This is a genomic window from Serratia sp. FDAARGOS_506 (assembly GCF_003812745.1).
Classification (GTDB): Bacteria; Pseudomonadota; Gammaproteobacteria; order Enterobacterales; family Enterobacteriaceae; genus Serratia.
Genome location: NZ_CP033831.1, coordinates 2,891,016 through 2,917,356, shown reverse-complemented (window position 1 = coordinate 2,917,356; position 26,341 = coordinate 2,891,016). Strand labels below are relative to the sequence as shown.

Genomic DNA, 26,341 nt, shown 5'->3' with positions numbered 1-26,341 from the left:
TAGGTAGAAAGCGGTAGAGAAAGAGAAATACCTCTCGATAAACGCCACACGGCAGACCGCCAAATGAAAGTCGAATGTTCTATTTCAATGCTGTAATATTTTTGTCATAGCCATCGCCCTTTCAATCGCATTGGGCCGGCGGCTATCAATGGTCAATTAATAAACTCGGCATTGTCGCTTTCCAAACCTGAACAGATCTCCATTTTATGTTCGCGCAAGATCTTGCATCGCAGCAGGAATAAGCGAGAAATGCCGGAAATGTAAGCCCTGACCTGATTGCTGCGTACTACCAGCAAAAACTCATCGCCGCTGCAATCTCCCGTTTGGTGAGCGGCGTAAGCCAGAATGTCCCGATTCAGGCTGGCGTTGACCGTTGCTGAGGCCTCAGGCAGCGACATGAAAACCTTACAGTTGCCTGACTTTCCCAGGTAGCTCTCCTGCCGGGCCCCCGAGCCGCTGAAATAGGCCGTGACAGCAATAGCCATGAAGATCCCTCCCATCACCAATGCGCTGAACATCAGCCACCCGCGGCGGGAATAACCAAGATGAGAGGTGGCCCCATTGATGGCAGTTTCGGACGGCGGATTTACCGCCGCTTCGGGCGCAGCACCCGGCAAAGTCGCGGCAGGCTCCGCGTCGTGAATATCTTCCGCGTCCTCATAAGACTCGATGGTAATCTCATCACGCAACATAAAACCCACTTTAGGGACCGTAACAATGACCTCATCCTCGACGCCAAGATTTTTAATCACACGACGCAATTTGCTGACGCACTGATTAAGATTATTATTGCTGGAAACCATGCCGTAATCGTCCCAGACCTTCTTGAATATCAGCTCACGCCCTACGGCCTCTCCATGGTGGGCAATCAACAGCAGCAGCAACCGTTTGGAAGGACTGGATATAGATACGGGATCGTCAGAAAAATCAGTTGGGCTAAGGGTTCTGGTGTCTGCGTCAAAGAGAATATGGTCATTAAATCTATATTTCATTTTATTCACATGTTTTCACTATAGCGATCATTTATAGTTTGGCGTCAAATGTTAATGAAATATTAAATAAATATTTAATCGGGTTAATTCGCGAAAATACCCAAACACAGGCAAGAAAAACCACTCAATTAACGCCACGAAATACGCTTTTTCACCTCACTATCGTTTATATAGGATTTTTCTTGCAAACCATAACCAAAGGTTAACCAATCGCCACACCCATTGATATATTGACGCGAGAAAAACCATAAAGTTAGTTTTTTATATCGCAAATTATCAATTTTAAGGAAAAACATCTCAAAAAAAGACCGTCGGACTAAGTTTTAATAAAAAAATAATAACAAGTGAATTTTGAGCATAATCACAGACCGCAGGCCATCTGCATCAGCCTGATGAATTAACGCGCTTGCCACGACGCAAATGTTAAAATTTAGGTTCAGCCAAGGCGATGGGGAAATAATAATGAAAGGAAAAACTTACGAATGGCGCCTATCGCATTATCCGCAACAGGCGAAAACATTCGCTGCAGCTTAAACGGATAAAGGGAAGACCAGGCTAAAGGTCAAGCAAGCAGAATCCCGGCCATCGGAACACTGCGCGTGCACCTCACCGCCGTGCAGCGTCATGATGGCGCGCACGATAGACAGCCCCAACCCGCTGGCATGATTGCCGGCGCTGCGCGCGGGATCGGCGCGATAGAAGCGATCGAACAACTTTTCCAGCTGTGTCGGTGCGATCGGCTGCCCCTGATTGATCACCTGCACCCACCAGGCATCGGCGCGCCGTTCAGCCCGCAGGACGATCCGGCTGTTTTCATCGGCATAACGCACTGCATTAGCCACCAGGTTGCTCAACGCCCGCTGGAACAGCATCGCGTCCGCCTTCAACCCGCCTTCACCCTCGCAGCTCAGCGCGATGCCGCGCTCTTCCGCAAGACCTTCGAAATAATCCGCCACCCGCCGCAGCTCCAGCGCCACATCCAGACGACTGTAGTTCAGCGCAGACTGCGCCTCGCCGGCGCGCGCCAGGAACAGGATGTTTTCCACCATGCGGGAAATGCGCTCCAGCTCATCCATATTGTTCGACAGCAGGGTTTCGTACTCCTCCACGCTGCGGGGCTGGTAAAGCGCCACCTGGCACTGGCCCATCAACGCTCCTACCGGGGTGCGGATCTCATGGGCCAGATCGGCGGAAAACTGCGTCAGCCGCTGATAGCCTTCATTCAACCGATCGAGCATCGCATTGAACGAACGGGTCAGCTGCTGCAATTCCTTCGGCGCACCCTGCTCGCTGAGGCGTGTCGACAGCGTATTGGGTGCAATCTGCGATGCCTGCGCCGCCATGCGCCATAACGGCTTCAATCCTCGGCGCATGACCCCATACCCCAGCAGCGCAATCAGCAGGAAAGCCACCGCCACCGCCGCGACGATGCGCCACAGGTAACGCGCCAGCATTTTCTGTTCGTTGACCATCACGTGTGCGGCGGAGATCTGCAACAGGCTGCCGTCCTCCAGACGTACCATTGCCGAAGCCGCGCGCAGCGGCACCCCCTGCGCCGTTTCCCCACCGCGTACGGAGGCCAACACCTGCGTTTGGCCCGCCGGCGTCGGCACAATCGGCGGCAATGCCACCCCGGCCGGGTTCACGTTGATGAGCGGTTTTTGTCCCGGAATTTGGAAAATCAGCACGTCCTGTTCATTGCCCAGCATATTTTCAAACAGACCGTTATTGGCGGTCAGGCGCGCCAAAGGAAAGCGCTGCCCCAGCAAATGGCGGAAATACTCTACCCGCCCGGTCACCTGCAGATCGCTGCGCAGCGTCATTTCCTGGCGCATGGCGCTAAACAGATACCCGCCCGTCCCGCTCACCACCAAAGCGGCCACCAGTGCGAACAGCGTGGCGGTGCGCAGCGTCAACGACACCGGCCGACGTGAAGCACGGGCGCTCATGAGCGCGGCTCGCAGACATAGCCGATACCGCGCACGCTATGAATCAGCTTGACGTCGAACGGCCGGTCTATTTTGGCGCGCAGGCGTTTGATCGCTACGTCAACCACATTAGTGTCGCTGTCAAAATTCATGTCCCACACCTGAGAGGCGATTTGCGTGCGCGACAGCACTTCGCCTTCGCGCCGCACCAGCAAATGCAGCAGCATGAACTCCTTATTGGTCAGCGGGATCACCTGATCCTGGCGCACCGCCCGGCGGCGCAGCACGTCCAACTGCAGATCGGCGATGGCGTAATGATCGGCTTCCCGCGCCGGCCCGCGGCGCAGCAAGGTGCGCAAGCGCAACACCAACTCGGTAAACGAAAACGGTTTAATCAGATAATCGTCCGCGCCCAGCTCCAGACCGTGTATGCGATCCTGCACGCCGTCGCGGGCGGTGAGAAACAGAATCGGCACGTCGCTTTTCTTGCGCAGCACCTCGATGATCTGCCAACCGTCCAGCCCCGGCAGCATCACATCGAGCACGATCGCATCGTAATCCTGCTCCAACGCGCGAAACAGCCCGTCGGTGCCGTTGCGCGCCAAATCGACGCTGTACCCCGCTTCACTCAGCCCTTTCTTCAGGTAATCCCCTGTGCCGATATCGTCTTCAACTACCAGTATTCGCATGCTCGCCACCTCGTTACGTCTGAAAAAATACTAGCAGCTTCGGCGGACAAACTTGATGACATTAATGTCATCAAACGGCCATGGCACTGACCCAATGGCTCAACCATGCTTAACCGGCAAACTCATTTCAGGAGAACGTTATGATTACCCGTCATCGTATAGCCGGTTTATTGTTATCCACCTTGTTGCTGTCCAGCGGACTGGCCGCCGCCGCCCAAACGCCGGGCAAAGTCATCGCGCCGCTACGCGGCACCATCAGCCAGGTTGCTGACGGCAATCTGCAGCTGACCGATCGCAAGGGCGAGACACTCAGCGTCAAGCTGAACGATCAGACCAAAGTGCTCAGCGTTTCCAAAGCCACGCTGGACGACATCAAACCGGACAGCTTTATCGGCACCGCCGCCGTGCCGCAGCCGGACGGCACGCTCAAAGCGCTGGAAGTGCACGTATTCGCCGCCAGCCTGCGCGGCACCGGCGAAGGGCACTCGGCCTGGGAGTCCGCCGACGGCAAAGTGGACACCATGACCAACGGCACCGTCGGCAAACTGGTGAAATCCAACGGTCGCACCCTGACCGTCACCTACGGCAACCAGCAGAAAACCGTCATCGTGCCGGAAGACGTGCCGATCGTGACGCTGGATCCGGGCGATTTGAGCCTGCTGAAACCAGGCGTGCACATCGTGCTGTTCTCCGCCGTTAACGATAAGGGCGAGCGCGTCGCCACCCGCATTTCCGCCGGCAAAGACGGCACCGTGCCACCGATGTAACCGGAGAACGCCATGAAAACCAACGCGTCGCGGCCGGTGCATCGCTGGCCGGTTCGAATCACCCATTGGATCAACCTGTTCGCCATGGTGTGCATGTTTATGAGCGGCTGGGAGATCTATAACGCCTCGCCGCTGTTCGATTTCCGCTTTCCGCCGCAGATGACGCTGGGCGGTTGGCTGGGCGGCGCGATTGGTTGGCATTTGGCGGTGATGTGGCTATTGGCGCTCAACGCTGCCTGCTATCTGCTGTGGAGCCTGTTCAGTGGCCATTTTCGCCGCGATCTGTTGCCGCTTCGCGTCGGCGCGCTGCGGCAGGATATCTGGCTGGCGTTGACGCTGCGCCTGCGTCACCGGCATGGCCACTACAACGCCATTCAAAAGCTGATGTACCTCGGCGTGCTGGTGCTGGGCCTATTGCTGGTGCTGTCCGGCCTGGCGATTTGGAAACCGGTTCAGCTGCAGGGATTGGTCGCTCTGTTTGGCGGCTTTGATTTTGCGCGCTACGTGCATTTCTTCGCCATGGCCGGCATCGGCCTGTTCGTGGCGATCCACGTCTTTATGGTGATCGTCGTGCCCAAAACGCTGTGGGCGATGATAACGGGTGGCAAACATGAATGAGAAAAAGCCGCGGGCAACCGCGCCAAAACTGGAACCGGATCAAAAAAAGCAGTTGGTCAATCTGCAGCGCCGCCTGATGCTGCGTTCCGGCCTGACGCTGGGCGGCATCGCCATGCTCACCGGTTGCAATCTGCAAGACGGCGATCGGGTAGATAAGGTGCTGTGGGCCATGTCACGCTGGAACGACCGGGTGCAGGCCTGGTTGTTCAGCGGCCAGCGGCTGGCGCAAACTTACCGGCCCGATCAGATTACCCACCCTTTCCCTTTCAACGCGTTTTACCCGGAATACAACGTCCCCGAGATCGATCTCGCCGGCTACCGGCTTGAGGTCGGCGGGAAAGTGGAGAAAAAAGCGCCCTGGACGCTGGAACAGCTGCAGCAGTTGCCGCAGCACAGCCAGATCACTCGTCTGATCTGCATTGAGGGTTGGAGCGCCATCGGCCAATGGGGCGGCGTGCCGCTGCGCACCTTTCTGCAGCATGTCGGGGCGGATCTGAATGCCGGTTACGTCGGCTTCAAATGCGCCGATCGCTACTACTCCAGCCTCGATATGGCCACCGCGCTGCACCCGCAGACCATCCTGGCGCTGGATTTCGGCGGCAAGGCGCTGCCGGCGGACTATGGCTACCCGCTGCGGCTGCGGGTGCCAACCAAGTTGGGGTTCAAAAACGCCAAACATATCGCCGCGATCTTCGTCAGCGACGTCAATCCGGGTGGGTATTGGGAAGATCAGGGCTACAACTGGTTCAGCGGCATTTAGTTTGGCGCGGCGCTGCGCATAAGCCTCATCGGCGGCTGGCGGATCTTCTCCGCCGCGGTTAATAATCTGTCCGTCACAACGGGGATAACTATAGGAAAAATAATAGTAAAAAGGATTTTATCATGGAGATTGATGTGAGGGAGATCAATGCGCGACCTGTTACGGAGTATAGGTACCGAATAACGGTTTATAAAAAAGCCAGCAGCGTTGCTGCGTATTACCTTGATTTTAAAAAAGTGATGTTAAGGATGCGTCAATGGCTTATTGGGGCTTATCCTGCCTCGGAAGTATTGGACAATGCTTACGTCATGGAACTGTACAATGTAAGAGCATTGGAAACCCGCGCCGAAATAACCAGATCCTTATTTGATACCTATACCAGGATGGCGTACACCCGAGATGAACGAGAACAACTCTTCATTATGGCATCGGCCTGGCGATCGTCACTTTTGTGGCGCAATTCCAAGCGAGATTGGTTTTCAGCGTACCGCTCAGGCCAGCGTTAGCCAGAATTTATGACTCGCTCTTGGAAAAACATGCGCACCGCGTACATTATTTGTACAACCAAGAGCTTATTGAGGACGGATTATATGTCATCGAAATCCCGCCTGTTAACGGCAGAATCCCACCCAACCCCTATGAGCATAAAGGAACGGCACCAAAAAGAGATGCAAGCCTTCCACGAAGAATGGGCTGAACAAAGGCGCCGCGAATGGCATGAACGCGGCGGCGTTGAAGCAAGTGAAGCCCCCGCACGTGGCATCGATACCGAGCTTTCATCCTGATTCCGATTCGTTCTTACTCTTCTTCCCCTGCCGTCAACAAAGCAAGCCCCGCCTGCTCGATGGCCTCCCGCGCGGCGGCGGGCAGCCCCTCGTCGGTAATAACGGCGTCAAAGGCGGAGATCGGCAGCGCCAGGTAGGTCGCGATCTTGCCGTATTTCGAAGTGTCGCTGAGCAGAATGCAGCGGCGGCTGGCCTCGACGATGGCCTTCTTTACCATCACTTTGTCTTCGTTCGGCGTCGACAGGCCGCGCATGCTCCACGAAGAGGCGGAGATAAACGCCAGATCGATAAACAGACCACGCAGCGCCTGCGCCGCCGCTTCGCCGACACAGGAGCGGTTTTCCCGGCACACGGTGCCGCCAGTGTGGATGATTCTGCACAGGCTGTGTTCGATCAGGAATCCGGCGATAACGAAGTCGTTGGTCACCACCGTCAAATCGTCACGTTCACCGATCTGTTTCGCCAGCGCCAGCGTGGTGGTACCGGCATCCAGGTAGATACAGCTATTGGCGGGAATTTGCCGCGCCGCCAGTCGGCCGATGGCGATTTTCTGCCGGCTGAACATCCCTTCTTTGGCCTGGTGCGAAGGTTCGCTCGCCACCCGTTCGGGCGCCTGTACGCCGCCCGAAACCGACTGCACCGCGCCCTGTTCCTCCAGCTTTTGCACGTCACGGCGGATAGTCATGTGCGACACCCCCAGCCTTTCGGTCAGCTCGGCGATACTGACGACGCCGCGTTCGGATACCAGCGCAAGAATTTGTTGATGGCGTTCTACAGGTATCACGGTTCCCTCTCGTTACTGCGGTGATAATAATTGTGATTTTACGTCAATTTTCGTGCGCCGATAGCCCTAATTTTTCGCAGCGTGACGGTGTGCGCAGTTACGCCAGGCAAGCATAAACTTATTTAAAAACATAACAGTAATATTGGTACAGGCCATAAACCGCACGAAAAACTTGTTCTATGCATTGTTAATTATTGTGATAACGATCGCGGATAAACGGCCGCCAAGCGCTTACATTTAACACAACAAAACAAATTATCACTAAAATTAACAGGAGTGCATTATGACACACCCAGGGAATTATGCCGTCTGCATTATTGGGTTGGGCGCGATGGGCATGGGCGCGGCGCGCTCGTGCCTACGCGCCGGATTGACCACCTATGGAGTGGACCTTAATCCGCAGGCGCTGGCGGTGCTGCAACAAGCCGGTGCGAAGCAAACGGCGCCCAACGCGCGCGACTTTGCGGCCGAGCTGGACGCCGTACTGCTGCTGGTGGTAAACGCCGCGCAGGTGAATCAGATCCTGTTCGGCGAACAAGGCCTGGCGCCACAGCTCAAGCCAGGCACGGCGGTGATGGTTTCTTCGACCATTTCCGCCGATGACGCCAAACAGATCGAGCAGCGGCTGCAAACCTTCGGCCTGGCGATGCTGGACGCACCGGTTTCCGGCGGGGCGGCCAAGGCGGAAGAAGGCCAGATGACGGTGATGGCCGCCGGCGCCGACACCACCTTCGAGCGCCTGCAACCCGTGCTGGACGCCATAGCCGGCAAGGTTTACCGCATCGGTGAGGCGATCGGCCTGGGCGCGACGGTAAAAATCATCCACCAGCTGTTGGCTGGCGTGCACATCGCCGCCGGAGCGGAAGCCATGGCGCTGGCCGCCCGCGCCGGCATCCCGCTGGACGTCATGTATGACGTCGTCACCCATGCCGCCGGCAACTCCTGGATGTTCGAAAATCGCATGCGCCACGTGGTCGACGGCGACTATACGCCCAAGTCGGCGGTGGATATCTTCGTCAAGGATCTGGGTCTGGTGACCGATACCGCCAAGGCGCTGCGTTTCCCGCTGCCGCTGGCCTCCGCCGCCTTCACCATGTTTACCGCCGCCAGCAACGCCGGTTACGGTAAAGAAGACGACAGTGCGGTGATCAAAATCTTTGCCGGCATCGATCTGCCACAGAAAAAGGAGACGCTCTGATGCTGCTCGGCGTAATCGCAGATGATTTTACCGGCGCAACCGACATCGCCAGTTTTCTGGTGCAAAACGGCCTGTCGACGGTGCAGTTGAACGGCGTGCCGCAAGATGAGGCACCGGTCAGCGCACAGGCCGTGGTCATCAGCCTGAAATCGCGCTCCTGCCCGGCAGAGCAGGCGATCGAACAGTCGTTGCAGGCGCTGGCCTGGCTGCAAAAACAGGGCTGTCGCCAGTTCTATTTCAAGTACTGCTCCACCTTCGACAGCACCGCACAGGGCAATATCGGCCCGGTGACCGATGCCCTGCTCGCCGCGCTGGGGGAAAGTTTCACGGTGATATCTCCGGCGTTGCCGGTAAACGGCCGCACGGTCTATCAGGGCCACCTGTTTGTCGGGGAACAGCTGCTGTCGGAATCCGGCATGCGTCATCACCCGGTCACGCCGATGACCGACAGCAACCTGCTGCGCCTGATGGCATCTCAGGCCGCCGGGCGCTGCGGGCTGGTGACAGCGGCGGAAATGGATCGCGGCGCCGAGGCGGTCAGCAAGAAACTGCAGCAATTGGCGCAGGAAGGCGTGCGCTACGCGGTGTTGGACACGCTTAACGAACGGCATCTGCTCACCCAGGGCGAAGCGTTGAAAACGATGAAGCTGGTGACCGGCGGTTCGGGCCTGGCGATCGGTCTGGCGCGGCAATGGGCGCAGAGCGGCGAACGTTCGGCAGAGGCGGCCGGTGCGCCGCAGGGGGAAAAGGCGGCGGTGCTGTCGGGATCCTGTTCGGTCATGACTAACCGGCAGGTTAATCACTATCGCGAACGTGCTTCGGCGCAGGCCATCGATATCGACCGTTGCCTCGAACCACAGGCGCGCGCCGCCTACGCCGCCGAGTTGGCGCACTGGGCCCAGCGTCACGCCGGGGAAGCGCTTGCCCCGCTGATCTACGCCACCGCAACGCCGGAGGCGCTACAGCAAACGCAACAGCAGCACGGTGCCGCCGCCAGCGAAGCGGTGGAAGCGCTGTTCGCCGAACTGGTTGTGCAACTGCACCGATTGGGATTCAGCCGCTTTATCGTCGCCGGCGGCGAAACCTCCGGCATAGTGACGCAGGCGCTGGGCATTCGCGGCTTCTATATCGGCCCCAGCATTTCCCCAGGCGTTCCGTGGGTGCGCGCCAGCGATCGCGAGATTTCCCTGGCGCTGAAATCGGGCAATTTTGGCGATGAAGCCTTCTTCGCGCGCGCGCAAACGGAGTTTCCAGTATGAGCATGACGACCGAACAGCAAGCGCGCGAAGAAATGGTGCGCCTGGGCGCCTCATTTTTCCAACGCGGCTACGCCACCGGCTCTGCCGGCAACCTCTCGTTGTTGCTACCGGACGGCGCGCTGCTGGCGACACCCACCGGCTCCTGTCTCGGCGAGCTGCAGGCCGATCGCCTGTCTAAAGTGAGCCTAAACGGCGAGTGGCTCTCCGGCGACAAGCCGTCGAAAGAGATCAGCTTTCACCGGGCGCTGTATCTGAACAACCCGGAATGCAAAGCGGTAGTGCACCTGCATTGCACCTACCTTACGGCGCTCTCTTGCCTGCAGGGGCTGGACGTCGATAACGCCATCAAACCGTTTACCCCCTATGTGGTGATGCGTGTCGGTAAGGTGCCGGTGGTGCCCTACTACCGCCCCGGCGACGAAAGACTGGCGCAGGATCTGGCCCGCCTGGCACCAACTCACCGCGCCTTTTTACTGGCCAACCACGGGCCGGTGGTGACGGGTAAAGACCTGCGAGCGGCGGCGGACAATACCGAAGAGATGGAAGATGCGGCGCGACTGATCTTCACCCTCGGCGACCGCCCGATCCGCTATTTGACCGATGATGAAATTGCCGAATTACGGAGCTAAACCATGCCTAAATTTGCCGCCAATTTATCGATGATGTTCACCGAGGTACCATTCCTCGACCGCTTCGCCGCCGCTGCCGCACAAGGCTTCAGCGCGGTGGAATTCCTCTTTCCTTACGAGCATCCTGCCGAGTTGTTGGCCGAGAAGCTGCGCGAACACGGCTTGCAACAGGTACTGTTCAACTCTGCGCCCGGCGATGCCGCCGCCGGCGAGTGGGGGCTGGCGGCGCTACCGGGCCGCGAGCAGGATGCCCGTGCCGATATCGACCGTGCGCTGGCCTACGCCATCGTGCTCTCGTGCCCCTGTGTGCACCTGATGGCCGGCGTGGTACCTGCGGGCGCGGACCGACAGCGTTATCTCGAGACTTTTATCGCCAATGCGCGCTATGCCGCCGACGCTTTCGCGCCACACGGCATCAAGGTGCTGATCGAAGCGCTCAGCCCGCCGGTCAAGCCCGACTACCTGTTCGCCAGTCAACATCAGGTGGCGGAAGCGGTGGCGGCGATCGCAAGGCCGAACGTGTTCATTCAGTTCGATTTCTTCCACGCGCAGCTAGTGGACGGCAATATCAGCGGGCTGCTGGACATGCTGGCCGGGCGCTACGCGCATATCCAGATAGCCTCGGTGCCGGATCGCCATGAGCCTGACGAGGGCGAGCTGAATTACCCGTGGCTGTTCGACAGGCTAGATGCACTCGGCTACCAGGGCTGGATCGGCTGCGAGTACCGCCCGCGCGGCGACACCGCCGCCGGGCTCGGCTGGCTGAAGCCTTACCGCTAACGCCGCACGCCGACACCAGGAAACCGACTTTATAACAATGAAACGCACCCGTATCGCCACGCGGCGATCGCGGTGCCCAACGCTTACCCAACGAAAGGCTTTTTTCATGTCTACCTCTCTGCTGTTGCTGATTGCCGTACTCGGCGTAGTGCTGCTGTTATTGATGGTGATTAAGGCGAAGGTGCAGCCCTTCGTCGCGCTGTTGGTGGTCAGTCTGCTGGTGGCGCTGGCCAGCGGCATTCCGACCGGCGAAGTGATGAAAGTGATGACCGCCGGAATGGGCGGCGTGCTCGGCTCGGTGACCATCATCATCGGCCTGGGGGCAATGCTCGGGCGCATGATCGAACAGTCGGGCGGCGCCGAGTCGCTGGCACAGCGCTTCAGCCAGGGTCTGGGGCCGAAACACACCGTCGCCGCACTGACCCTCGCCGCGTTTATTCTCGGCGTTCCGGTGTTCTTCGACGTCGGTTTCATCATTCTGGCGCCCATTATCTATGGCTTCGCCAAGGTTGCCAAAGTGTCGCCGCTGAAGTTCGGCCTGCCGATGGCCGGCGTGATGTTGACGGTACACGTCGCGCTGCCGCCGCACCCCGGGCCGGTGGCCGCCGCAGGCTTGCTCAACGCCGACATCGGCTGGCTGACCATTATCGGACTCGCAATCTGTATTCCGGTCGGCGTAATCGGCTATTTCGCCGCCAACTACCTCAATCGCAAAACCTATCCGTTATCGATAGAGGTACTGGAACAGCTGCAGCTGGCGGCGCCGGAGCCGCGTCCGGAAGATCAAGCGCCGCTCAGCGATCGTATCAACCCGCCCGGTGCCGGGTTGGTAGCGGCGCTGATTGTCATTCCCATCGCCATCATCATGCTCGGCACCGTCTCCACCACGCTGCTGCCGGCCGGGTCGGCGCTGCGCGATATGCTGTCGCTGCTGGGCTCTCCCGCGGTAGCGCTAATGATAGCCCTGCTGCTGGCCTTCTATTTCCTGGCGCTGCGCCGCGGCTGGAGTCTGCAACACGCCAGCGACGTGATGGGTGCCGCGCTGCCGACCGCCGCCGTGGTGATCCTGGTGACCGGCGCAGGCGGCGTATTCGGCAAGGTGCTGGTGGAATCCGGCGTCGGCAAAGCGCTGGCGGAGGTGCTGACGGCCATCGGCCTGCCGCTGGTGCCCGCCGCCTTTATCATTTCGCTGGCGCTACGTGCCTCGCAGGGTTCCGCCACCGTGGCGATCCTGACCACTGGCGGCCTGTTATCTGAAGCGGTCAGCGGCCTGAATCAGCTGCAGCTGGTGCTGGTGACGCTGGCGACCTGCTTCGGCGGGCTGGGGCTTTCCCACGTCAACGACTCCGGTTTTTGGATAGTCACCCGCTATCTGGGGCTGTCGGTGGCCGATGGCCTGAAGACCTGGACGGTGCTGACCACCCTGCTCGGCCTGAGCGGTTTTCTATTCACCTGGCTGTTGTGGCTGGCGGTGTGATTTCTCTGGCATACTGAACGCCGTTGTTTTTCATCGCCTTTCATACTGTGCAGGAGCAGCAACATGACCGTAGTCAACACCGCGCCAACGCTTATCACCGAACGCCTGCGGCTGGACGCGCACATGCTGGACGATTTCGACTCGCTGGCCGCATTGTGGGCCGATCCGCAGGTGGTGCGCTATATCGGCGGCACGCCGCGCGACCGGGAGGACTCCTGGGGGCGTTTGATGCGCTACGTCGGCCACTGGGCGTTGTTGGGATACGGGTATTGGGCGGTGCGTGACAGGCAGAGCGGCGAGTACCTCGGCAGCATCGGTTTCTCCAACTTCCTGCGCGACATTACCCCGGCGCTCGATGCGCCGGAGATGGGTTGGACGTTGGTGAGCTCGGCGCACGGCAAAGGCTATGCCACCGAGGCGCTGCGGGCGGCGCTGGCCTGGGGTAAAACGCACCTGCCGGGGGAGAAAACCGTCTGCATCATCTCGCCGGAAAACCAGGCCTCGCTGGCGCTGGCGAAAAAAGTCGGCTTCAGCGAAAGCCACCGCAGCGAGTACCATCAAAACCCGATCGTCGTGATGCATTGCCCGCTTTGAATGCCTAAGCGCGTTGCACCGCCAACGCCGTCTGAATAAAGTTGTCCCGCAGCGCGTCGGCGCGTTGCGGGTTCCAGGCGATACCGACCTGCCACTCCGTCTCCTCGCCGCTAAGCGGCAGAATGTCGATGCCGGCCGGCGTGATATGGGTGATGCTGTGCGGCAACAGCGCGACGCCGACGCCAGCGGCAACCAGCGCCAGCAGCGTCTGGATATCGCCGGCCTGCTGCACCACGTTCGGCGTCAACCGGTGAGCGGCGATAAAACGCAGTGACTGATCGCTCAGCCCGCGCCCGCGTTTAGGGGTCAACTGTAGCAGCGGCAGCTGATTGAAACGCGCCATCAGATCGCCGGCCCGCAGTGCCAGCGCGCCCGGCGCGGCCAGCACCAGCCGGTCGCTCAGCAACGCCACGCCGCACAGCGGCGTAACAACCGGCAAGCGCACGAATCCCGCCTGCAACTCGCCCTGCAGCAGCAGCTGATACTGCCGCTCCGACGGCATGTCCTCCAGCCCGATGGCCACTTCGGGAAACCGTTGGCGAAAGGCGGCCACCAGCTGCGGCGCCAGATGAAAGCTGGAGAGGCCAAATCCCAGCGCCAATCGCCCCGCCTCCCCCAGCGCCACCCGCCGGGCGCGCCGCTGAAACTGCTGGTACTGCGCCACCAGCGCCTGCGCCTCCGGGTAAAGCCGTTGCCCGCCGGCGGTGAGCACCGCCCCCTGCCGGCCACGCTCGAACAGCCGAACGCCGAGCTGGGTTTCCAGCGCCTGAATTTGCTTGCTCAGCGCCGGTTGACTGATGCACAGCAGGCTCGCCGCCTGCCGATAGTTGCCTTGCTCGGCCAGCGCCACCAGGGCGCGCAGTTGTTTTATATCCATTCCATATGGTTATCGAATAGGGAATTTAATTGATTATACAGTAATCAATCCTCCTGCTGTAATCAACGCAGACCCCAACAGGAGAGAAACCATGATCCCCTCGCTACGCGCCGCCACGGTGCAATTTCAGCATCGCGCCAACGATAAGAATTACAACCTGTCGACCATGGAGCGCTTTATCGCTCAGGCGGCCGAGCAGCAGATACAGCTGCTGGCCTTCCCGGAAATGTGCATCACCGGCTATTGGCACGTGCGCCATCTGTCCGACGCCGAAGTGCGCGCGCTGGCGGAGCCGATCGCGACCAGCCCTTCTCTGGCGCGCATTCGCCCGCTGGCGGAGCGTTACAATATGGCGATCGGCGTTGGGTTAATCGAGCTGGGCGACGACGGCCGTTGCTACAACGCCTATGCCGTTTGTCTGCCGGACGGCGAGCTGCATGTGCACCGCAAACTGCACGCCTTCGAGCACCCGGCTATCGCCAGCGGCGATCGCTATACGGTATTCGACACCCCCTGGGGCGTGCGCGTGGGCGTCTTGATCTGCTGGGACAACAACCTGGTGGAGAATGTACGCGCTACGGCGCTGCTGGGCGCGGAAGTGCTGATAGCCCCACACCAGACCGGCGGCACCCATTCGCGCAGCCCGCACGGCATGAAGCCGATCCCACAGGCGCTGTGGCAACGGCGTGCGGAAGATCCGCAGGCGATAGAAGCCGCCTTTCGCGGCGAACACGGCCGCGGCTGGCTGATGCGCTGGCTGCCGTCGCGCGCTCACGACAACGGGCTGTTCTTGCTGTTCAGCAACGGCGTGGGCCGCGATGACGATGAGATACGCACCGGCAACGCGATGATCCTCGATCCTTACGGCCGCATCGTCGCGGAGACCTGGGCGGCGGAGGATCGGATGGTCAGCGCCGAACTCGATCTGACGCTGATCCCGCTCAGCACCGGCCGCCGCTGGATTTACGGACGCCGCCCCGAGCTGTATGGACTACTGACAGAACCGCAAGGCTATGAGCGCGATGCCCGCAGCGCACGCTTTTCTACGCAGCCGACGGGACACGGCGGCCGATAACAGATAAAAAAAATCCGCCCGAAGGCGGATTTTTTATCGGTGCGGCAAAGCCTGCCGCAGGTTCATGCCCGCAGGCACGAACAGGCTTAGAAGCGGTAGCCTACGCCAACGTTCCAGGTGCCAACGTCAACGCTGCGAATGCGGTTCTGCTCGTAACCAACATCCAGGGCAACGTTCTCGATTGGGTTGAACTGCAGACCGGCACCGTAGGTGAAGCCGTAGTCAGCGGTGTCGTGACGCGAAGTGCCGTTCTGAGCGTTGGTAGTGAATTTACCGTAACCCAGGCCAACCAGACCGTAGATGCTCGCCCAGTCATTGATGCGGTATGCTGGACCGGCAGAGATAGAGTTGTACTGAGCTTTGTTGTAGAAACCGTCCTGAGAACCGTCCTTTTCCAGGTGGGTAAAGGAACCGATTACGCCCAGTGGGTTGTTGTCGAACTCGTAACGGTATTTCAGGTTGAAACCGTCGGCCTTGTTAGCAACGCCTTGGAAATCGCCCTGCGCATAGCCAGCGGATACGGTGCTCTGACCAGCGAATGCGGTACCTGCGCTAACTGCTAATACGCAAGCTGCTACTGCGGAAAGACATGCAATTTTTTTCATAACCACCTCAAACGCGTTTTATTATTAAGTACATCCATTTGTTCATGCTTTGAAAATATAACAAAAATTAGCGTGAAACTCTGCCTTGAAATGAGTGTCTAATGCTTTATATCGTGTAACAGAAGATTTCAAGAACAGTGTATCTTCTTCTTTTCGCTCTATTTTCGGCCGTATTCTACGGCTTTCTGTGACAAAAATCACCTATTTAATATCCAGATAATTCTTAAGAAAAAGCGCACTTTTTGACCAAATCCGCCACATCTCATCCGAGGATCGGCGGATTTCACCGCGATGCGCGCTTTTCTCAGACAGATTTTCGCATTTCATTTACACTGCTCGCATCCCCGTTTCGACCGTTTTCTCAAGGCTGAGGAACGGCGCATAAAAGGCCCGTTAAGGATGTCGTTATCTACTTCCGGCAGAGCGCCCTCCGCGCTGCTGCCCATCTGTCTGTTAATCATCGCCATGGTGTCGATCCAGAGCGGTGCCTCCTTGGCCAAAAGCCTGTTCCCGATCGTGGGCGCGGAAGGCATCACGACGCTGCGTCTTTTCATCGGCACCCTGATTCTGTTCATCATCTTCCGTCCGTGGCGCATGCGCATCGCCGCCGGCAGCCGCTTGCCGCTGCTGATTTACGGCCTGTCGCTCGGCGCGATGAACTACCTGTTCTACCTGTCGCTGCGCACCGTGCCGCTCGGTATCGCCGTGGCGCTGGAGTTTACCGGCCCACTGGCGGTGGCCATGTTCTCGTCGCGGCGGCCGATCGACTTTCTCTGGGTGGCGTTGGCGATCGCCGGGCTGTGGTTCCTGCTGCCGCTCGGCCATGGCGTAGGCGGAATCGACCCGTTCGGTGCCGCCTGCGCGCTCGGCGCCGGCGCCTGCTGGGCGGTCTATATCATCTTCGGCCAGAAGGCCGGCGGCGATCACGGCCCCGGCACGGTGGCGCTCGGCTCGCTGATCGCCGCGTTGGTGTTCTGCCCGATCGGCGCCTGGCAAACCGGCAGCGTGCTGTTCAACATCGATATTCTGCCGGTGGCGCTGGCAGTGGCAGTCCTCTCCACCGCGCTGCCTTATTCGTTGGAGATCATCGCGCTGCCCAAAATCCCGGCGCGCACCTTCGGCACCTTAATGAGCCTGGAACCGGCGATGGCGGCGCTGTCCGGCATGCTGTTCCTCGGTGAACACCTAAGCGGCGTGCAATGGTTAGCCCTGGCGGCCATCATCGCCGCCTCCATGGGTTCCGCCCTAACCATCCGCCCCAAATCGCGTCTCGAAAGCCTTTCCTGAGCGCCCGACCCGCCTGCCCTCCGCTACGCCGGAATGCAGGCGGGTTAACTGTTTTCCTCGTGACAAGTCGGCATACTTCCCCTTAGCCTGTACCGCAGGCACTTTGGACTTTCGCTCACATGGAGAATAACAGTGATTCACAACAGCCTGTTCAACCCACGCTTCGGCCGCGGACTCGCGCCGGCGCTGGTTTCAACCCTGACAGAGTTGCGCCAATGCGACCTGCCCGAACTGGCGCCGGGGCATCATCCGATCGACGGCGACAACATCTTTATGGACGTGACGACGCTGATCACCACGCCGGCGGCGGAGAAACGCGCCGAAATGCATCAGGAGTACATCACGCTGCATCTGCTGATCAGCGGTGAAGAGCGCATCGAATACGGGCTAGCGGGCGACTGGCATCGCGAGCAACCCCATGCGGGAAATAGCGATCTTCTGCTGCTGGACATCAAACGCCACCCGCAAACGCTGCATATGACGCACGGCATGTTCGCTATCTTTTTTCAGATGGAGCCGTACAAAACCGGCTGTCTATGGCAGCGGCCGCAGCAAATCAAGAAAGCGGTAGTGAAGATCCATCACCGCCTGCTGCGGTGATCCTGCGGCATCGTCCGTAGAAAATCAGCGGCCTGGCGGGGGAGCGCAAGCGTATGAAACGGCATTGGGTGCTGCCCATCTCCGCCAGGTATTTTTTCCGGTTCTTGGAGTATGTGCGGATCGTCCAGAGCACGATCGACTCGCGGCTGAAGAAAGAACGGCGAAAGCTTTCCCGATTGCCGGTACCCGGCCACAGCTCGCTTTTGCTGGCCGCGCGTCGGCACGCTCGGCGCACCGCCTGCCACAGCGTGCGGCAGAAACCGTAGTCCAGCCACAAAATATAGTCGACCTCGCGCCACTTAATCGGCTGCGTACGGCTGTAGTTGCCGTCCAATACCCAGCCTTCGCCCGCTTCGGCCAGCGCCTGCTCAAGCCGCGTTTGGAACTCGTCATCAGGCGTTCCTTGCCACTCGGGCCGCCAATAGAGTCTGTCCATTTCGATATAGGGAACGCCAAACCGTTCCGCCAGTTGACGCGCCAGGGTGCTTTTACCGCTGCCGCTGGTGCCGACGACGTTAATTTTCATCACTCGTCAATCCAGTAAAGAACGGGGATAATTTCCCTACTGTAACTGCATCAATTACGGCTATCAATCTGAATAGGCTTAAAATTAACACCGCGATAACAAATGGATATTCTGACGAAACCGGCATGCTCAACTCGAATAAAATAACAGGAGGAAATCGTCACCAAACTAAATAGATCACCTGCAACAAAAAAATTAAAAATATAAATTAAAATCAATCACATCAACAGACATCAAAGGAAAAATTAAAATATTGCCATTAGGCTCACCCTATTTATGCAATAGCCATTCTCGTACGGCAAAAATAAACACCTCTGCTATAATTAACTCCGTAACGAAATAGGACAACGACTAATCAAGAGGATATCTGATATGAGTACCGCTAAACTGGTGAAAACGAAATCTTCTGATCTGCTGTATACCCGTAACGATCTGGACGAAAAAATCAAACTGGCCGCCATCAAGGCGCTGAACCATCAGGTCGTGCAATTCATCGATCTCTCGTTGATCACCAAACAGGCACACTGGAACATGCGCGGCGCGAACTTTATCGCGGTCCATGAAATGCTGGACGGCTTCCGTACCGCCATCATCGAGCACCAAGACACCTTCGCCGAACGCGTGGTGCAACTGGGCGGCGTGGCACTGGGCACCGTGCAGGTAGTCAACGATCAGACGCCGCTGAAAAGCTATCCGACCAATATTCACAGCGTGCAAGAGCACCTGAAAGCGCTGGCCGATCGCTACGGTGCGGTAGCGAATGACATCCGCAAGGCGATTACCGAAGTGGAAGACGAAGATACCGCCGACATGTTCACCGCCGCTTCGCGCGATCTGGACAAGTTCCTGTGGTTCATCGAATCCAATATCGAATAACGCGAAAGCGTAGTAAATCGCCCATTGTTCCGGGCAGAACAGGCTGGGCTTTGCCCGTAATGCCAGTCAGTTAAGCCTGACTGGCATTTTTTATCCCATCTTTGTGTGTTTCGTGCAGCCTCATTGCCGTAAAACTCTCTCATTTCTCTGATGCCGTAGCGAACGGCAATGGGAGGGGCCGAAGGCGCGGCCCCTGGCTCGGTCGAGGCGCGTGAGCCACATGGGGCATCTCACTTTTATCGACCGAAAATGTCACGAACGCCTGCATAAAAACGCTAACTGACAAGCATTAGGGCTTTGCCCGGCCTGTTTTCTTATGCGCGACCGTTGCATTGTACAAAAAACGGCCCATATTAAACGGTAAGGTTCCCTTGTCAGGAGGTCATGATGGCCAGCGGCTGGGCGGCGGACGGCGCCGTACAAGATCAGATCGATTCCACCGTCGACGATGCGGTGCAGCGCGCGCGTGAAGCGCTCGGGCACGGCGAGAGCGAACGCTATTGCCAGGAATGCGGGGAGCCGATCCCTGAAGCGCGCCGCAAGGCGTTGACGGGCGTGCGTTTTTGCCTCGCCTGCCAGACCGAACAAGACAAAAAACATGCCGCCACCAGCCTGTACAACCGGCGTGGCAGCAAAGACAGCCAGTTGCGCTAGCATTATCTGCTCCCCTTTTTCTCCCTTCTCGGCCCCGGTTGCACCGTCGGCGTATCATGAAAGTTAGAGTTAGTTATCAATATTGAAGCAAAAACGTTAAAGATCGGTTGTTTCACAACCAAAATTTGGTTAATGATAGCCCTGTGCACCAAGATAATTCTTACGCACCATTTTGGTGCCTCACTCTGGTGCACAACCATAACAATTCGCCTTTTTGGCACAACATCACGCACTAACTCTTTGTTTTTATAGTAGTTGAAAACATGGCACGATTTTTTCATGGCACCAACTGCAATATAAAAAATGGGTAATCCGCAACCTGTACAGGAATTCCTCTCATGAAGTCGATTTTTAAAGTCTCCCTGGCCGCACTCTCTCTGGCCTTTGCCGTAAGTTCCCACGCAGCAGACAAACTGGTGGTCGCCACCGACACCGCTTTCGTTCCTTTTGAGTTCAAACAAGGCGACAAATACGTCGGCTTCGACATCGACCTGTGGGCCGCCGTCGCCAAAGAGCTGAAGCTGGACTACACCCTGAAGCCAATGGACTTCGGCGGCATCATCCCGGCGCTGCAAACCAAAAACGTCGATCTGGCGCTGGCCGGTATCACCATCACCGATGAGCGCAAGAAAGCCATCGACTTCTCCGACGGTTACTACAAAAGCGGCCTGCTGGTGATGGTCAATGCCGACAACAACAGCGTGAAAAGCATCGACGATCTGAACGGTAAAGTGGTGGCGGTGAAGAGCGGCACCGGCTCGGTGGATTACGCCAAGCAGCACATCAAAACCAAGGATCTGCGTCAGTTCCCTAACATCGATAACGCCTACATGGAGCTGGGCACCAAGCGCGCCGATGCGGTACTGCACGACACACCAAACATCCTATACTTCATTAAGACGGCCGGCGCCGGCAAGTTCAAAACCGTAGGCGATTCGCTGGAAGCACAGCAGTATGGCATCGCCTTCCCTAAAGGCAGCGACGAGCTGCGCGAAAAGGTGAACGGCGCGCTGAAAACCCTGCGCGAAAACGGCACCTATAACGAGATTTACAAGAAGTGGTTCGGCACCGAACCTAAGTAAGCTGTGAATTTAGCAAGCTGTTAACTTAAGCACAGGGGGTCGCTTAACCCCCTGCGCTTCGTTGTATCTGATACCCACGTTTGGGATCGCCGGGAGAAATATCATGCAGTTCGACTGGAGCGCCATCTGGCCCGCCATTCCTATCTTGTTAGAGGGCGCCAAAATGACCCTGTGGATTTCGGTCCTCGGTCTGATTGGCGGCCTGATCATCGGCCTCGTCGCCGGCTTTGCCCGTACCTACGGCGGTTGGATCGCCAACCACATCGCGTTGGTGTTTATCGAAGTGATCCGCGGCACGCCGATCGTCGTGCAGGTAATGTTCATCTACTTCGCCCTGCCGATGGCATTTAGCGATTTGCGCATCGATCCGTTCACCGCGGCGGTGGTGACCATCATGATCAACTCCGGCGCCTACATCGCGGAAATCACCCGCGGTGCGGTGCTGTCGATTCATAACGGTTTCCGCGAGGCCGGCCTGGCGCTCGGCCTGTCGCGCCGCGAAACCATCCGCTATGTCATTATGCCGCTGGCGCTGCGTCGCATGCTGCCACCGCTGGGCAACCAGTGGATCATCAGCATCAAAGACACCTCGCTGTTCATCGTGATCGGCGTGGCGGAGCTGACCCGTCAGGGTCAGGAAATTATTGCCGGTAACTTCCGCGCGCTGGAAATCTGGAGCGCCGTGGCGGTTATCTATCTGATTATTACCCTGGTGCTGAGCTTCGTGCTGCGTCGTCTGGAAAGAAGGATGAAAATCCTGTGATTGAATTTAAAAACGTCTCCAAGCATTTTGGCCAAACCCAGGTGCTGCACAACATCGATTTGAAGATCGACAAAGGCGAAGTGGTGGTGATCATCGGGCCGTCGGGCTCCGGTAAATCCACCCTGCTGCGCTGCATCAACAAGTTGGAAGAAGTCACCAGCGGCGATCTGATCGTCGACGGCCTGAAGGCCAACGATCCGAAAGTGGACGATAGGTTGATCCGCCAGGAAGCCGGTATGGTGTTCCAGCAGTTCTACCTGTTCCCGCACCTGACGGCGCTGGAAAACGTCGCCTTTGGCCCGATCCGCGTGCGCGGCGCGAAGAAGTCCGATGCGGAAAAACTGGCGCGCGAGCTGCTGGCCAAAGTCGGTCTGGCGGAGCGTGCCCACCACTACCCGTCCGAGCTGTCGGGCGGCCAGCAACAGCGCGTGGCGATTGCGCGCGCGCTGGCGGTGAAGCCGAAAATGATGCTGTTCGACGAACCGACCTCCGCGCTCGATCCGGAGCTGCGCCATGAAGTGCTGAAGGTAATGCAGGATCTGGCCGAGGAAGGCATGACGATGGTCATCGTCACCCACGAAGTCGGCTTTGCCGAAAAAGTGGCGTCGCGCCTGATCTTTATCGATAAAGGCCGGATTGCCGAAGACGGCAACCCGCACGATCTGATCAACCATCCGCCAAGCCCGCGTCTGCAGGAGTTCCTGCAGCACGTGTCCTGATCCTGGCGATTTAACGGCGGGCGCACCACGCGCCCGCCGCTTTCATTCCGCACGCGTTCCCACGCCCCATCGCGCCACCTTTCCTACTATATTCATTGTTTTTTATCGTATTGCTCTTACATCCGCCGATCACAGAACGCCAAAGAGAGGAACAATGCCGCCAAACGCATACTCCCGACGAGGTTCTCATCTGCGAGAACACCTGCTTTTTCTGCTGCTGTTGCTGACCCTGAGCGTCTTCGCACCACCGTCCCTGGCGCAAAACGCGCCGCCCGCGCCCGCCGACAAGAGCGAGCAGCAGAAAGCCGCCTACGCCGCGCTGGCCGACTTGCTGCAAGACGACAAAGCGCGCGCGGAACTCATCAACCATCTGAAACAGGCCGCCGACGATGCCCCCGTCGCCGCCCCGGCAACGCCGGAAGAATCAACGCCGGCGACCCTGAGCGACAGCCTGAACTCGCTGGCGCAGGAAGGCATCGGCACCTTTAACCAGAAGCTCGGCGCGCTGCAAAAGCTGATCGATTCCGGCCCGAAGCGCGTTTTCAACCCCGCCGGCTTTTTCCGCGCGCTGGGCTATTTTTTGCTGACGGTGGCGGTCACCTTTGCGCTGTTCCACCTGATCCGGCGGCTGATCGCACCGCTGTACAAGCGCATGGGCAGTTGGGGGCACAACGCGCGGCTGCAGCGCGGCCCGTGGTATAAGCGCCCCGCCGCCATTCTCGGCGCTTTCGCCGTCGATCTGCTGGTGTTGCTGCTGGCGCTGGCGGCGGGCAACCTGTTCTCCCGCCACGTCCACGCCGACAGCGCCACCATTCTGCGGCTGCAGACCCTGTTTCTCAGCGCCTTTGCGGTGATTGAATTCTTCAAAGCGGTGCTGCGGCTGATTTTCGCCCCCAACTTCGACTATCTGCGCCCCTTCCCCTTCAGCGACCAGAGCGCGCGCTACTGGAACACGCGCCTCGCCTGGCTCAGCGGGCTGATCGGCTACGGCCTGATGGTGGTGGTGCCGGTGGTGGCGGTGCAGATCAGCTACCCGGCCGCCGCCGCCGTCAACCTGGTGGTGATGCTGGCGCTGACGCTGTATGCCATCTGGCTGATCCTGCACAACCGCAAGCCGATACAGCAACAGATCAACCTGCTGGCCGAACGGTCGATGGCGTTTTTCAGCGTGATCCTGCGTGGCCTGGGGCATATCTGGCATCTGCTGGCGATCGCCTATTTTCTGGTGTTGTTCGTGCTGTCCCAATTCGACATCGGCAACAGTCTGCGCTTTATGATGAGCGCTACGGTGAAAAGCCTGCTGGTAGTCGGCGTCGGCGCTCTGCTGTCCGGCATGCTGACCCGCTGGATTTTCCGCCGCATTTCGCTGCCGACCGACGTCAATCTGCGCTATCCGATGCTCGAGCGGCGCATCAACTCCTACATCCCCAATGGGCTGAAGATACTGCGGGTAATGGTGGTGCTGGCGGTGACGCTGTTCCTGTTCGACGCCTGGCACCTGATCAACCTGTACCAGTGGGCGGGCAGCGAAAATGGCCAACGGACGCTCGGCGGGCTGGTGCATATCCTGCTGATCCTGTTGATCGCCGTCTTCAGTTGGACGCTGATGGCCAGCATCATCGAACACCGCCTGGCGCTGGAACTGAGCAACGGCGTCCGGCCGAGCGCGCGCGAACGCACGCTGCTAACGTTGTTTCGCAACGTGCTGGCTATCGTTATCAGCACCATCACCGTGATGATCGTGCTGTCGCAGGTGGGGCTGAACATCGCGCCGCTGCTGGCGGGCGCCGGCGCGCTGGGGCTGGCCATCAGCTTCGGTGCCCAGACGCTGGTGAAAGACGTGATCACCGGCGTGTTCATCCAGTTCGAAAACGGCATGAACACCGGCGAATACGTCACCGTCAGCGGCATTACCGGCACTGTGGAGCGCATGACTATTCGCTCGATCGGCCTGCGCGACGACTACGGCGTCTATCACATCGTGCCGTACTCCTCGATCACTACGCTGGCCAACTATGCGCGAGAATTCGGGGTATACCGCGCCAACTACACCGTCAGCCGCGACGAGGACATTGATCGGGTCAATGAGGTGCTGCATCAGGCCGTCGCGGCGCTGAAGCAAGATGAACAGGTGAGGCATTTCCTGATTGGCGAGCCGGTCTTCAACGGTGTGGTGGCGCTGGGCGACCGCTCGTTCACCACCCGCGTGACGGTGCGCACGCAGGCGCTGAAACAGTGGGTGGTGCAATACGCCCTCGATCGGCTGGTGAAAATCCATTTCGATCGGGCCGGCATCGGCATGCCACAGCAGGCGATGCAGATCTCCCACGCGCCGCAGCCGCAGGAAGAACAGACGCCGCCTGCCGCGCCCCGAGACTAACGCCCGCGCCCGCAGGGCTGGGCGGCCAGGAAGGTCGCCACGTCCCGCCGGTAGGCGTCGTATTGCACCGAACGCGGGGCAAACAGCCCCACCACGTTGATCAGCCACGGATGGCGAGCGAACAGTGGTTTAATCATCACGTGGTCGGCTTCGTCGATGCGCGTCACCGTCAACAGCGAGTCCGGAATCGTCTGCCGATAAACGCGCTCGGTTTCGTCCGCGTCAACGTTGACGTCGCGCCCGCCCAGTATCAGATGCACCGGCGTTTTGAAATTCCGCAATCCCACGGTCGCGTCGCTGGCCATGTTAGCGCGAATAAAGCGCCAGCGGTCGGCGCTCAATGCGGCGGCGGCGCCATACTCGCGGCGATACTGGGCGTAGCCGTCCGGTTGCTCGAGCAGCGTCTGGATATGGCGCCAGTACGCTTCGCGCGTCCGGATCTGCGCTTCATCTTCCCCCGCCGCCGCCATCGCCGCGCGGGTGTTGTAACGCCCCTGCCGCAGCCAGTTGATCGCCGGCGCCAGCGTCAGCGTGAAGGCGATGTCGGGGCGCAAACGCGCCACCTCCGGCATCACCCACCCCGCCTGGCTGGTGCCCCATAACCCCACGCAGCGCGCATCGAAGCGCCCGTCCCGCCGGGCCCAATCGATGATATCGGCGGTTTCCCGCGCGCGATCTGCCATGGTCTGATGCAGCCAGTTGCCGCTGGAGCCGCCAACGCCCGGCTTATCGAAGGATAAAACCGCGTAGCCCTGCTGCGTCATCGCCTCCCAAATGCCGTAATAGCCTTCATCGCGGCTGGCGTTGGCCGGCCCATCGCCATGCACGAACACCACGACGCCGGGCTTGACCGGCGCATGCTGCGGCAGCACCAGCGTGCCGGTCAGCCGGTTGCCGCCGGCCGTCACCACGACGGGTTCGGTGATAAAGTGGAAATCGTTGACGTAAACGATCCAACCGAATACCGACAAGAGCAGCGCCACGCTGTATAACCCTATTCTGTGCACGTCGCCTCCTCGCAGCGTCTCTCCATCAATAGCCAGTCGGCCTGGCCGAACAGTAACCCCAGCAAGGCATAATGCTCTTCGCGTCGCACCTGAAAACCGCAACGCCGATACAGGCGCTGCGCATCCACGTTGCGCCGGCTGACGTGCAGGCTCAGGCGCCGGCCCGCGCCTTGCCCGGCAGCGTAGTCGTTCATCCACTGCAACAGCCGCTTGCCCACTCCTTTGCCGCGCTGATTCTCGGCCACTGCCAGGTAGGAGAGATACAGCTCATCGGCCGCCGGGGTGTGCCGCAACAGCGACATTTGCAGATACAGACGCCAAACGTTCCACCAACCATAGCGGCGACACAGACGCCAAATCGGCAAGGTGCGCGGACGTAGCCCGGCGTTACTCTCGCCATCGGCCGCATTGAGGGCAAAGGCCGCCACCAGCTGTTCATCCTGCTTCACCACGAAGCTGCGCTCCCGGCTGCCGCTCTGCTGCCAACGCCACAGCCGATAGAACAGACACCACTGAAGGCGGGTGCTCAGACGGCGCGCTCGCTGGAACTTGTCGCTGAACGCGGCGTAGATCAGCGCCGCCGTTTGCCGGCGGTCAGCATCTCGGTACGGCTCAATGTGCAGCATATCA

At 59.0% G+C, this 26,341-nt stretch carries 28 protein-coding genes and 1 pseudogene; 20 read left to right on the top strand and 9 right to left on the bottom strand.

The genetic code is table 11. The features are described from left to right. Window positions 1-152 precede the first annotated feature (152 nt). From EGY12_RS14235 to EGY12_RS14225, 3 genes are all read right to left on the bottom strand, one after another. Window positions 153-992 (bottom strand): winged helix-turn-helix domain-containing protein, encoded by an 840-nt coding sequence (locus EGY12_RS14235; protein ID WP_123895603.1) that lies wholly within the window; start codon window positions 990-992, stop codon window positions 153-155. A 530-nt stretch (window positions 993-1,522) separates the two neighbouring features. After that, entirely contained in the window at window positions 1,523-2,941 is a 1,419-nt protein-coding gene (locus EGY12_RS14230; RefSeq protein WP_123894320.1) for a heavy metal sensor histidine kinase, read from the bottom strand. Then, window positions 2,938-3,609, bottom strand: coding sequence for a heavy metal response regulator transcription factor (locus EGY12_RS14225; RefSeq protein ID WP_123894318.1), 672 nt, complete (start codon window positions 3,607-3,609; stop codon window positions 2,938-2,940). The genes EGY12_RS14230 and EGY12_RS14225 overlap by 4 nt, the downstream gene beginning before the upstream one ends. 140 nt (window positions 3,610-3,749) lie before the next feature. Here EGY12_RS14225 and EGY12_RS14220 point away from each other — a divergent pair, with 140 nt between their 5' ends. From EGY12_RS14220 to EGY12_RS23470, 5 genes are all read left to right on the top strand, one after another. Next, a complete protein-coding gene (locus EGY12_RS14220) occupies window positions 3,750-4,376 on the top strand; it encodes a hypothetical protein (RefSeq protein ID WP_123894316.1) in 627 nt (208 codons plus the stop codon). Window positions 4,377-4,388: 12 nt separating this feature from the next. After that, the gene (locus EGY12_RS14215) at window positions 4,389-4,994 is read left to right on the top strand and encodes a cytochrome b/b6 domain-containing protein (protein WP_123894314.1); all 606 of its coding nucleotides are present in this window, start codon (window positions 4,389-4,391) and stop codon (window positions 4,992-4,994) included. Beyond that, a complete protein-coding gene (locus EGY12_RS14210; RefSeq protein ID WP_123894312.1) occupies window positions 4,987-5,754 on the top strand; it encodes a molybdopterin-dependent oxidoreductase in 768 nt (255 codons plus the stop codon). The genes EGY12_RS14215 and EGY12_RS14210 overlap by 8 nt, the downstream gene beginning before the upstream one ends. A 122-nt stretch (window positions 5,755-5,876) precedes the next feature. Continuing rightward, window positions 5,877-6,260: a hypothetical protein gene (locus EGY12_RS14205; protein ID WP_253722813.1), complete on the top strand. Its 384-nt coding sequence runs from the start codon at window positions 5,877-5,879 to the stop codon at window positions 6,258-6,260. An 84-nt stretch (window positions 6,261-6,344) separates the two neighbouring features. Then, window positions 6,345-6,539 carry a hypothetical protein gene (locus EGY12_RS23470; protein ID WP_253722811.1) on the top strand — a complete coding sequence of 65 codons (195 nt, stop codon included), beginning with the start codon at window positions 6,345-6,347 and terminating at the stop codon, window positions 6,537-6,539. 13 nt (window positions 6,540-6,552) lie between these two features. Here the strand turns inward: EGY12_RS23470 and ygbI are convergent, their stop codons facing one another. Next, window positions 6,553-7,323, bottom strand: a complete 771-nt coding sequence (ygbI, locus tag EGY12_RS14200) for a DNA-binding transcriptional repressor YgbI (protein WP_123894310.1) — start codon at window positions 7,321-7,323, stop codon at window positions 6,553-6,555. 283 nt (window positions 7,324-7,606) lie between these two features. On the opposite strand from ygbI, the gene ltnD reads away from it, so the two are divergent. The 6 genes from ltnD (at window position 7,607) to EGY12_RS14170 (ending at window position 13,260) form a co-directional block, all read left to right on the top strand. Next, window positions 7,607-8,521 (top strand): L-threonate dehydrogenase, encoded by a 915-nt coding sequence (gene ltnD, locus EGY12_RS14195; RefSeq protein ID WP_123894308.1) that lies wholly within the window; start codon window positions 7,607-7,609, stop codon window positions 8,519-8,521. Further along, the gene (gene otnK, locus EGY12_RS14190) at window positions 8,521-9,780 is read left to right on the top strand and encodes a 3-oxo-tetronate kinase (protein WP_123894306.1); all 1,260 of its coding nucleotides are present in this window, start codon (window positions 8,521-8,523) and stop codon (window positions 9,778-9,780) included. Before ltnD ends, otnK begins: the two co-directional genes overlap by 1 nt. After that, complete coding sequence (locus tag EGY12_RS14185; RefSeq protein ID WP_123894304.1) at window positions 9,777-10,409, top strand: aldolase; 633 nt, start codon at window positions 9,777-9,779, stop codon at window positions 10,407-10,409. Before otnK ends, EGY12_RS14185 begins: the two co-directional genes overlap by 4 nt. Window positions 10,410-10,412: 3 nt before the next feature. Further along, window positions 10,413-11,189, top strand: coding sequence for a 2-oxo-tetronate isomerase (gene otnI / locus EGY12_RS14180; RefSeq protein ID WP_123894302.1), 777 nt, complete (start codon window positions 10,413-10,415; stop codon window positions 11,187-11,189). 106 nt (window positions 11,190-11,295) lie between these two features. Then, window positions 11,296-12,666 (top strand): GntP family transporter, encoded by a 1,371-nt coding sequence (locus tag EGY12_RS14175; RefSeq protein ID WP_123894300.1) that lies wholly within the window; start codon window positions 11,296-11,298, stop codon window positions 12,664-12,666. A 63-nt stretch (window positions 12,667-12,729) separates the two neighbouring features. Continuing rightward, window positions 12,730-13,260: a GNAT family N-acetyltransferase gene (locus EGY12_RS14170; protein WP_123894298.1), complete on the top strand. Its 531-nt coding sequence runs from the start codon at window positions 12,730-12,732 to the stop codon at window positions 13,258-13,260. Between the two features lie 4 nt (window positions 13,261-13,264). Here EGY12_RS14170 and EGY12_RS14165 read toward each other — a convergent pair whose 3' ends face one another. Beyond that, window positions 13,265-14,137 (bottom strand): LysR family transcriptional regulator, encoded by an 873-nt coding sequence (locus EGY12_RS14165; protein WP_123894296.1) that lies wholly within the window; start codon window positions 14,135-14,137, stop codon window positions 13,265-13,267. A gap of 91 nt (window positions 14,138-14,228) precedes the next feature. Here EGY12_RS14165 and EGY12_RS14160 point away from each other — a divergent pair, with 91 nt between their 5' ends. Next, window positions 14,229-15,212, top strand: coding sequence for a nitrilase family protein (locus EGY12_RS14160; RefSeq protein ID WP_123894294.1), 984 nt, complete (start codon window positions 14,229-14,231; stop codon window positions 15,210-15,212). An 86-nt stretch (window positions 15,213-15,298) separates the two neighbouring features. Here EGY12_RS14160 and ompX read toward each other — a convergent pair whose 3' ends face one another. Then, on the bottom strand, window positions 15,299-15,817 hold the full coding sequence (gene ompX, locus EGY12_RS14155) for an outer membrane protein OmpX (RefSeq protein ID WP_019454480.1): 519 nt from the start codon (window positions 15,815-15,817) through the stop codon (window positions 15,299-15,301). 399 nt (window positions 15,818-16,216) lie between these two features. Here ompX and rhtA point away from each other — a divergent pair, with 399 nt between their 5' ends. Both rhtA and EGY12_RS14145 read left to right on the top strand, forming a co-directional pair. Beyond that, window positions 16,217-17,104 carry a threonine/homoserine exporter RhtA gene (gene rhtA / locus EGY12_RS14150; protein ID WP_123894292.1) on the top strand — a complete coding sequence of 296 codons (888 nt, stop codon included), beginning with the start codon at window positions 16,217-16,219 and terminating at the stop codon, window positions 17,102-17,104. Window positions 17,105-17,236: 132 nt separating this feature from the next. Continuing rightward, window positions 17,237-17,704 (top strand): YhcH/YjgK/YiaL family protein, encoded by a 468-nt coding sequence (locus EGY12_RS14145; protein ID WP_123894290.1) that lies wholly within the window; start codon window positions 17,237-17,239, stop codon window positions 17,702-17,704. Here EGY12_RS14145 and EGY12_RS14140 read toward each other — a convergent pair. Then, window positions 17,686-18,230, bottom strand: a pseudogene (locus tag EGY12_RS14140) (AAA family ATPase). The gene EGY12_RS14145 and the pseudogene EGY12_RS14140 overlap by 19 nt on opposite strands. A 372-nt stretch (window positions 18,231-18,602) precedes the next feature. Here EGY12_RS14140 and dps point away from each other — a divergent pair. From dps to ybiO, 6 genes are all read left to right on the top strand, one after another. After that, window positions 18,603-19,106 (top strand): DNA starvation/stationary phase protection protein Dps, encoded by a 504-nt coding sequence (dps, locus tag EGY12_RS14135; protein ID WP_123894288.1) that lies wholly within the window; start codon window positions 18,603-18,605, stop codon window positions 19,104-19,106. 387 nt (window positions 19,107-19,493) lie between these two features. Then, the gene (locus EGY12_RS14130) at window positions 19,494-19,760 is read left to right on the top strand and encodes a DksA/TraR family C4-type zinc finger protein (protein WP_123894285.1); all 267 of its coding nucleotides are present in this window, start codon (window positions 19,494-19,496) and stop codon (window positions 19,758-19,760) included. A 338-nt stretch (window positions 19,761-20,098) separates the two neighbouring features. After that, the gene (gene glnH / locus EGY12_RS14125) at window positions 20,099-20,842 is read left to right on the top strand and encodes a glutamine ABC transporter substrate-binding protein GlnH (protein ID WP_004939223.1); all 744 of its coding nucleotides are present in this window, start codon (window positions 20,099-20,101) and stop codon (window positions 20,840-20,842) included. 103 nt (window positions 20,843-20,945) lie between these two features. After that, window positions 20,946-21,605: a glutamine ABC transporter permease GlnP gene (gene glnP, locus EGY12_RS14120; protein WP_019454487.1), complete on the top strand. Its 660-nt coding sequence runs from the start codon at window positions 20,946-20,948 to the stop codon at window positions 21,603-21,605. Further along, a complete protein-coding gene (gene glnQ, locus EGY12_RS14115) occupies window positions 21,602-22,324 on the top strand; it encodes a glutamine ABC transporter ATP-binding protein GlnQ (RefSeq protein WP_004939230.1) in 723 nt (240 codons plus the stop codon). The genes glnP and glnQ overlap by 4 nt, the downstream gene beginning before the upstream one ends. Window positions 22,325-22,478: 154 nt before the next feature. Then, window positions 22,479-24,704, top strand: coding sequence for a mechanosensitive channel protein (gene ybiO, locus EGY12_RS14110; protein ID WP_123894283.1), 2,226 nt, complete (start codon window positions 22,479-22,481; stop codon window positions 24,702-24,704). Here the strand turns inward: ybiO and EGY12_RS14105 are convergent. Continuing rightward, entirely contained in the window at window positions 24,701-25,711 is a 1,011-nt protein-coding gene (locus tag EGY12_RS14105; protein ID WP_123894281.1) for a S9 family peptidase, read from the bottom strand. The genes ybiO and EGY12_RS14105 overlap by 4 nt on opposite strands. Next, window positions 25,699-26,337 carry an N-acetyltransferase gene (locus EGY12_RS14100; protein ID WP_123894279.1) on the bottom strand — a complete coding sequence of 213 codons (639 nt, stop codon included), beginning with the start codon at window positions 26,335-26,337 and terminating at the stop codon, window positions 25,699-25,701. The genes EGY12_RS14105 and EGY12_RS14100 overlap by 13 nt, the downstream gene beginning before the upstream one ends. Window positions 26,338-26,341: the final 4 nt, after the last annotated feature.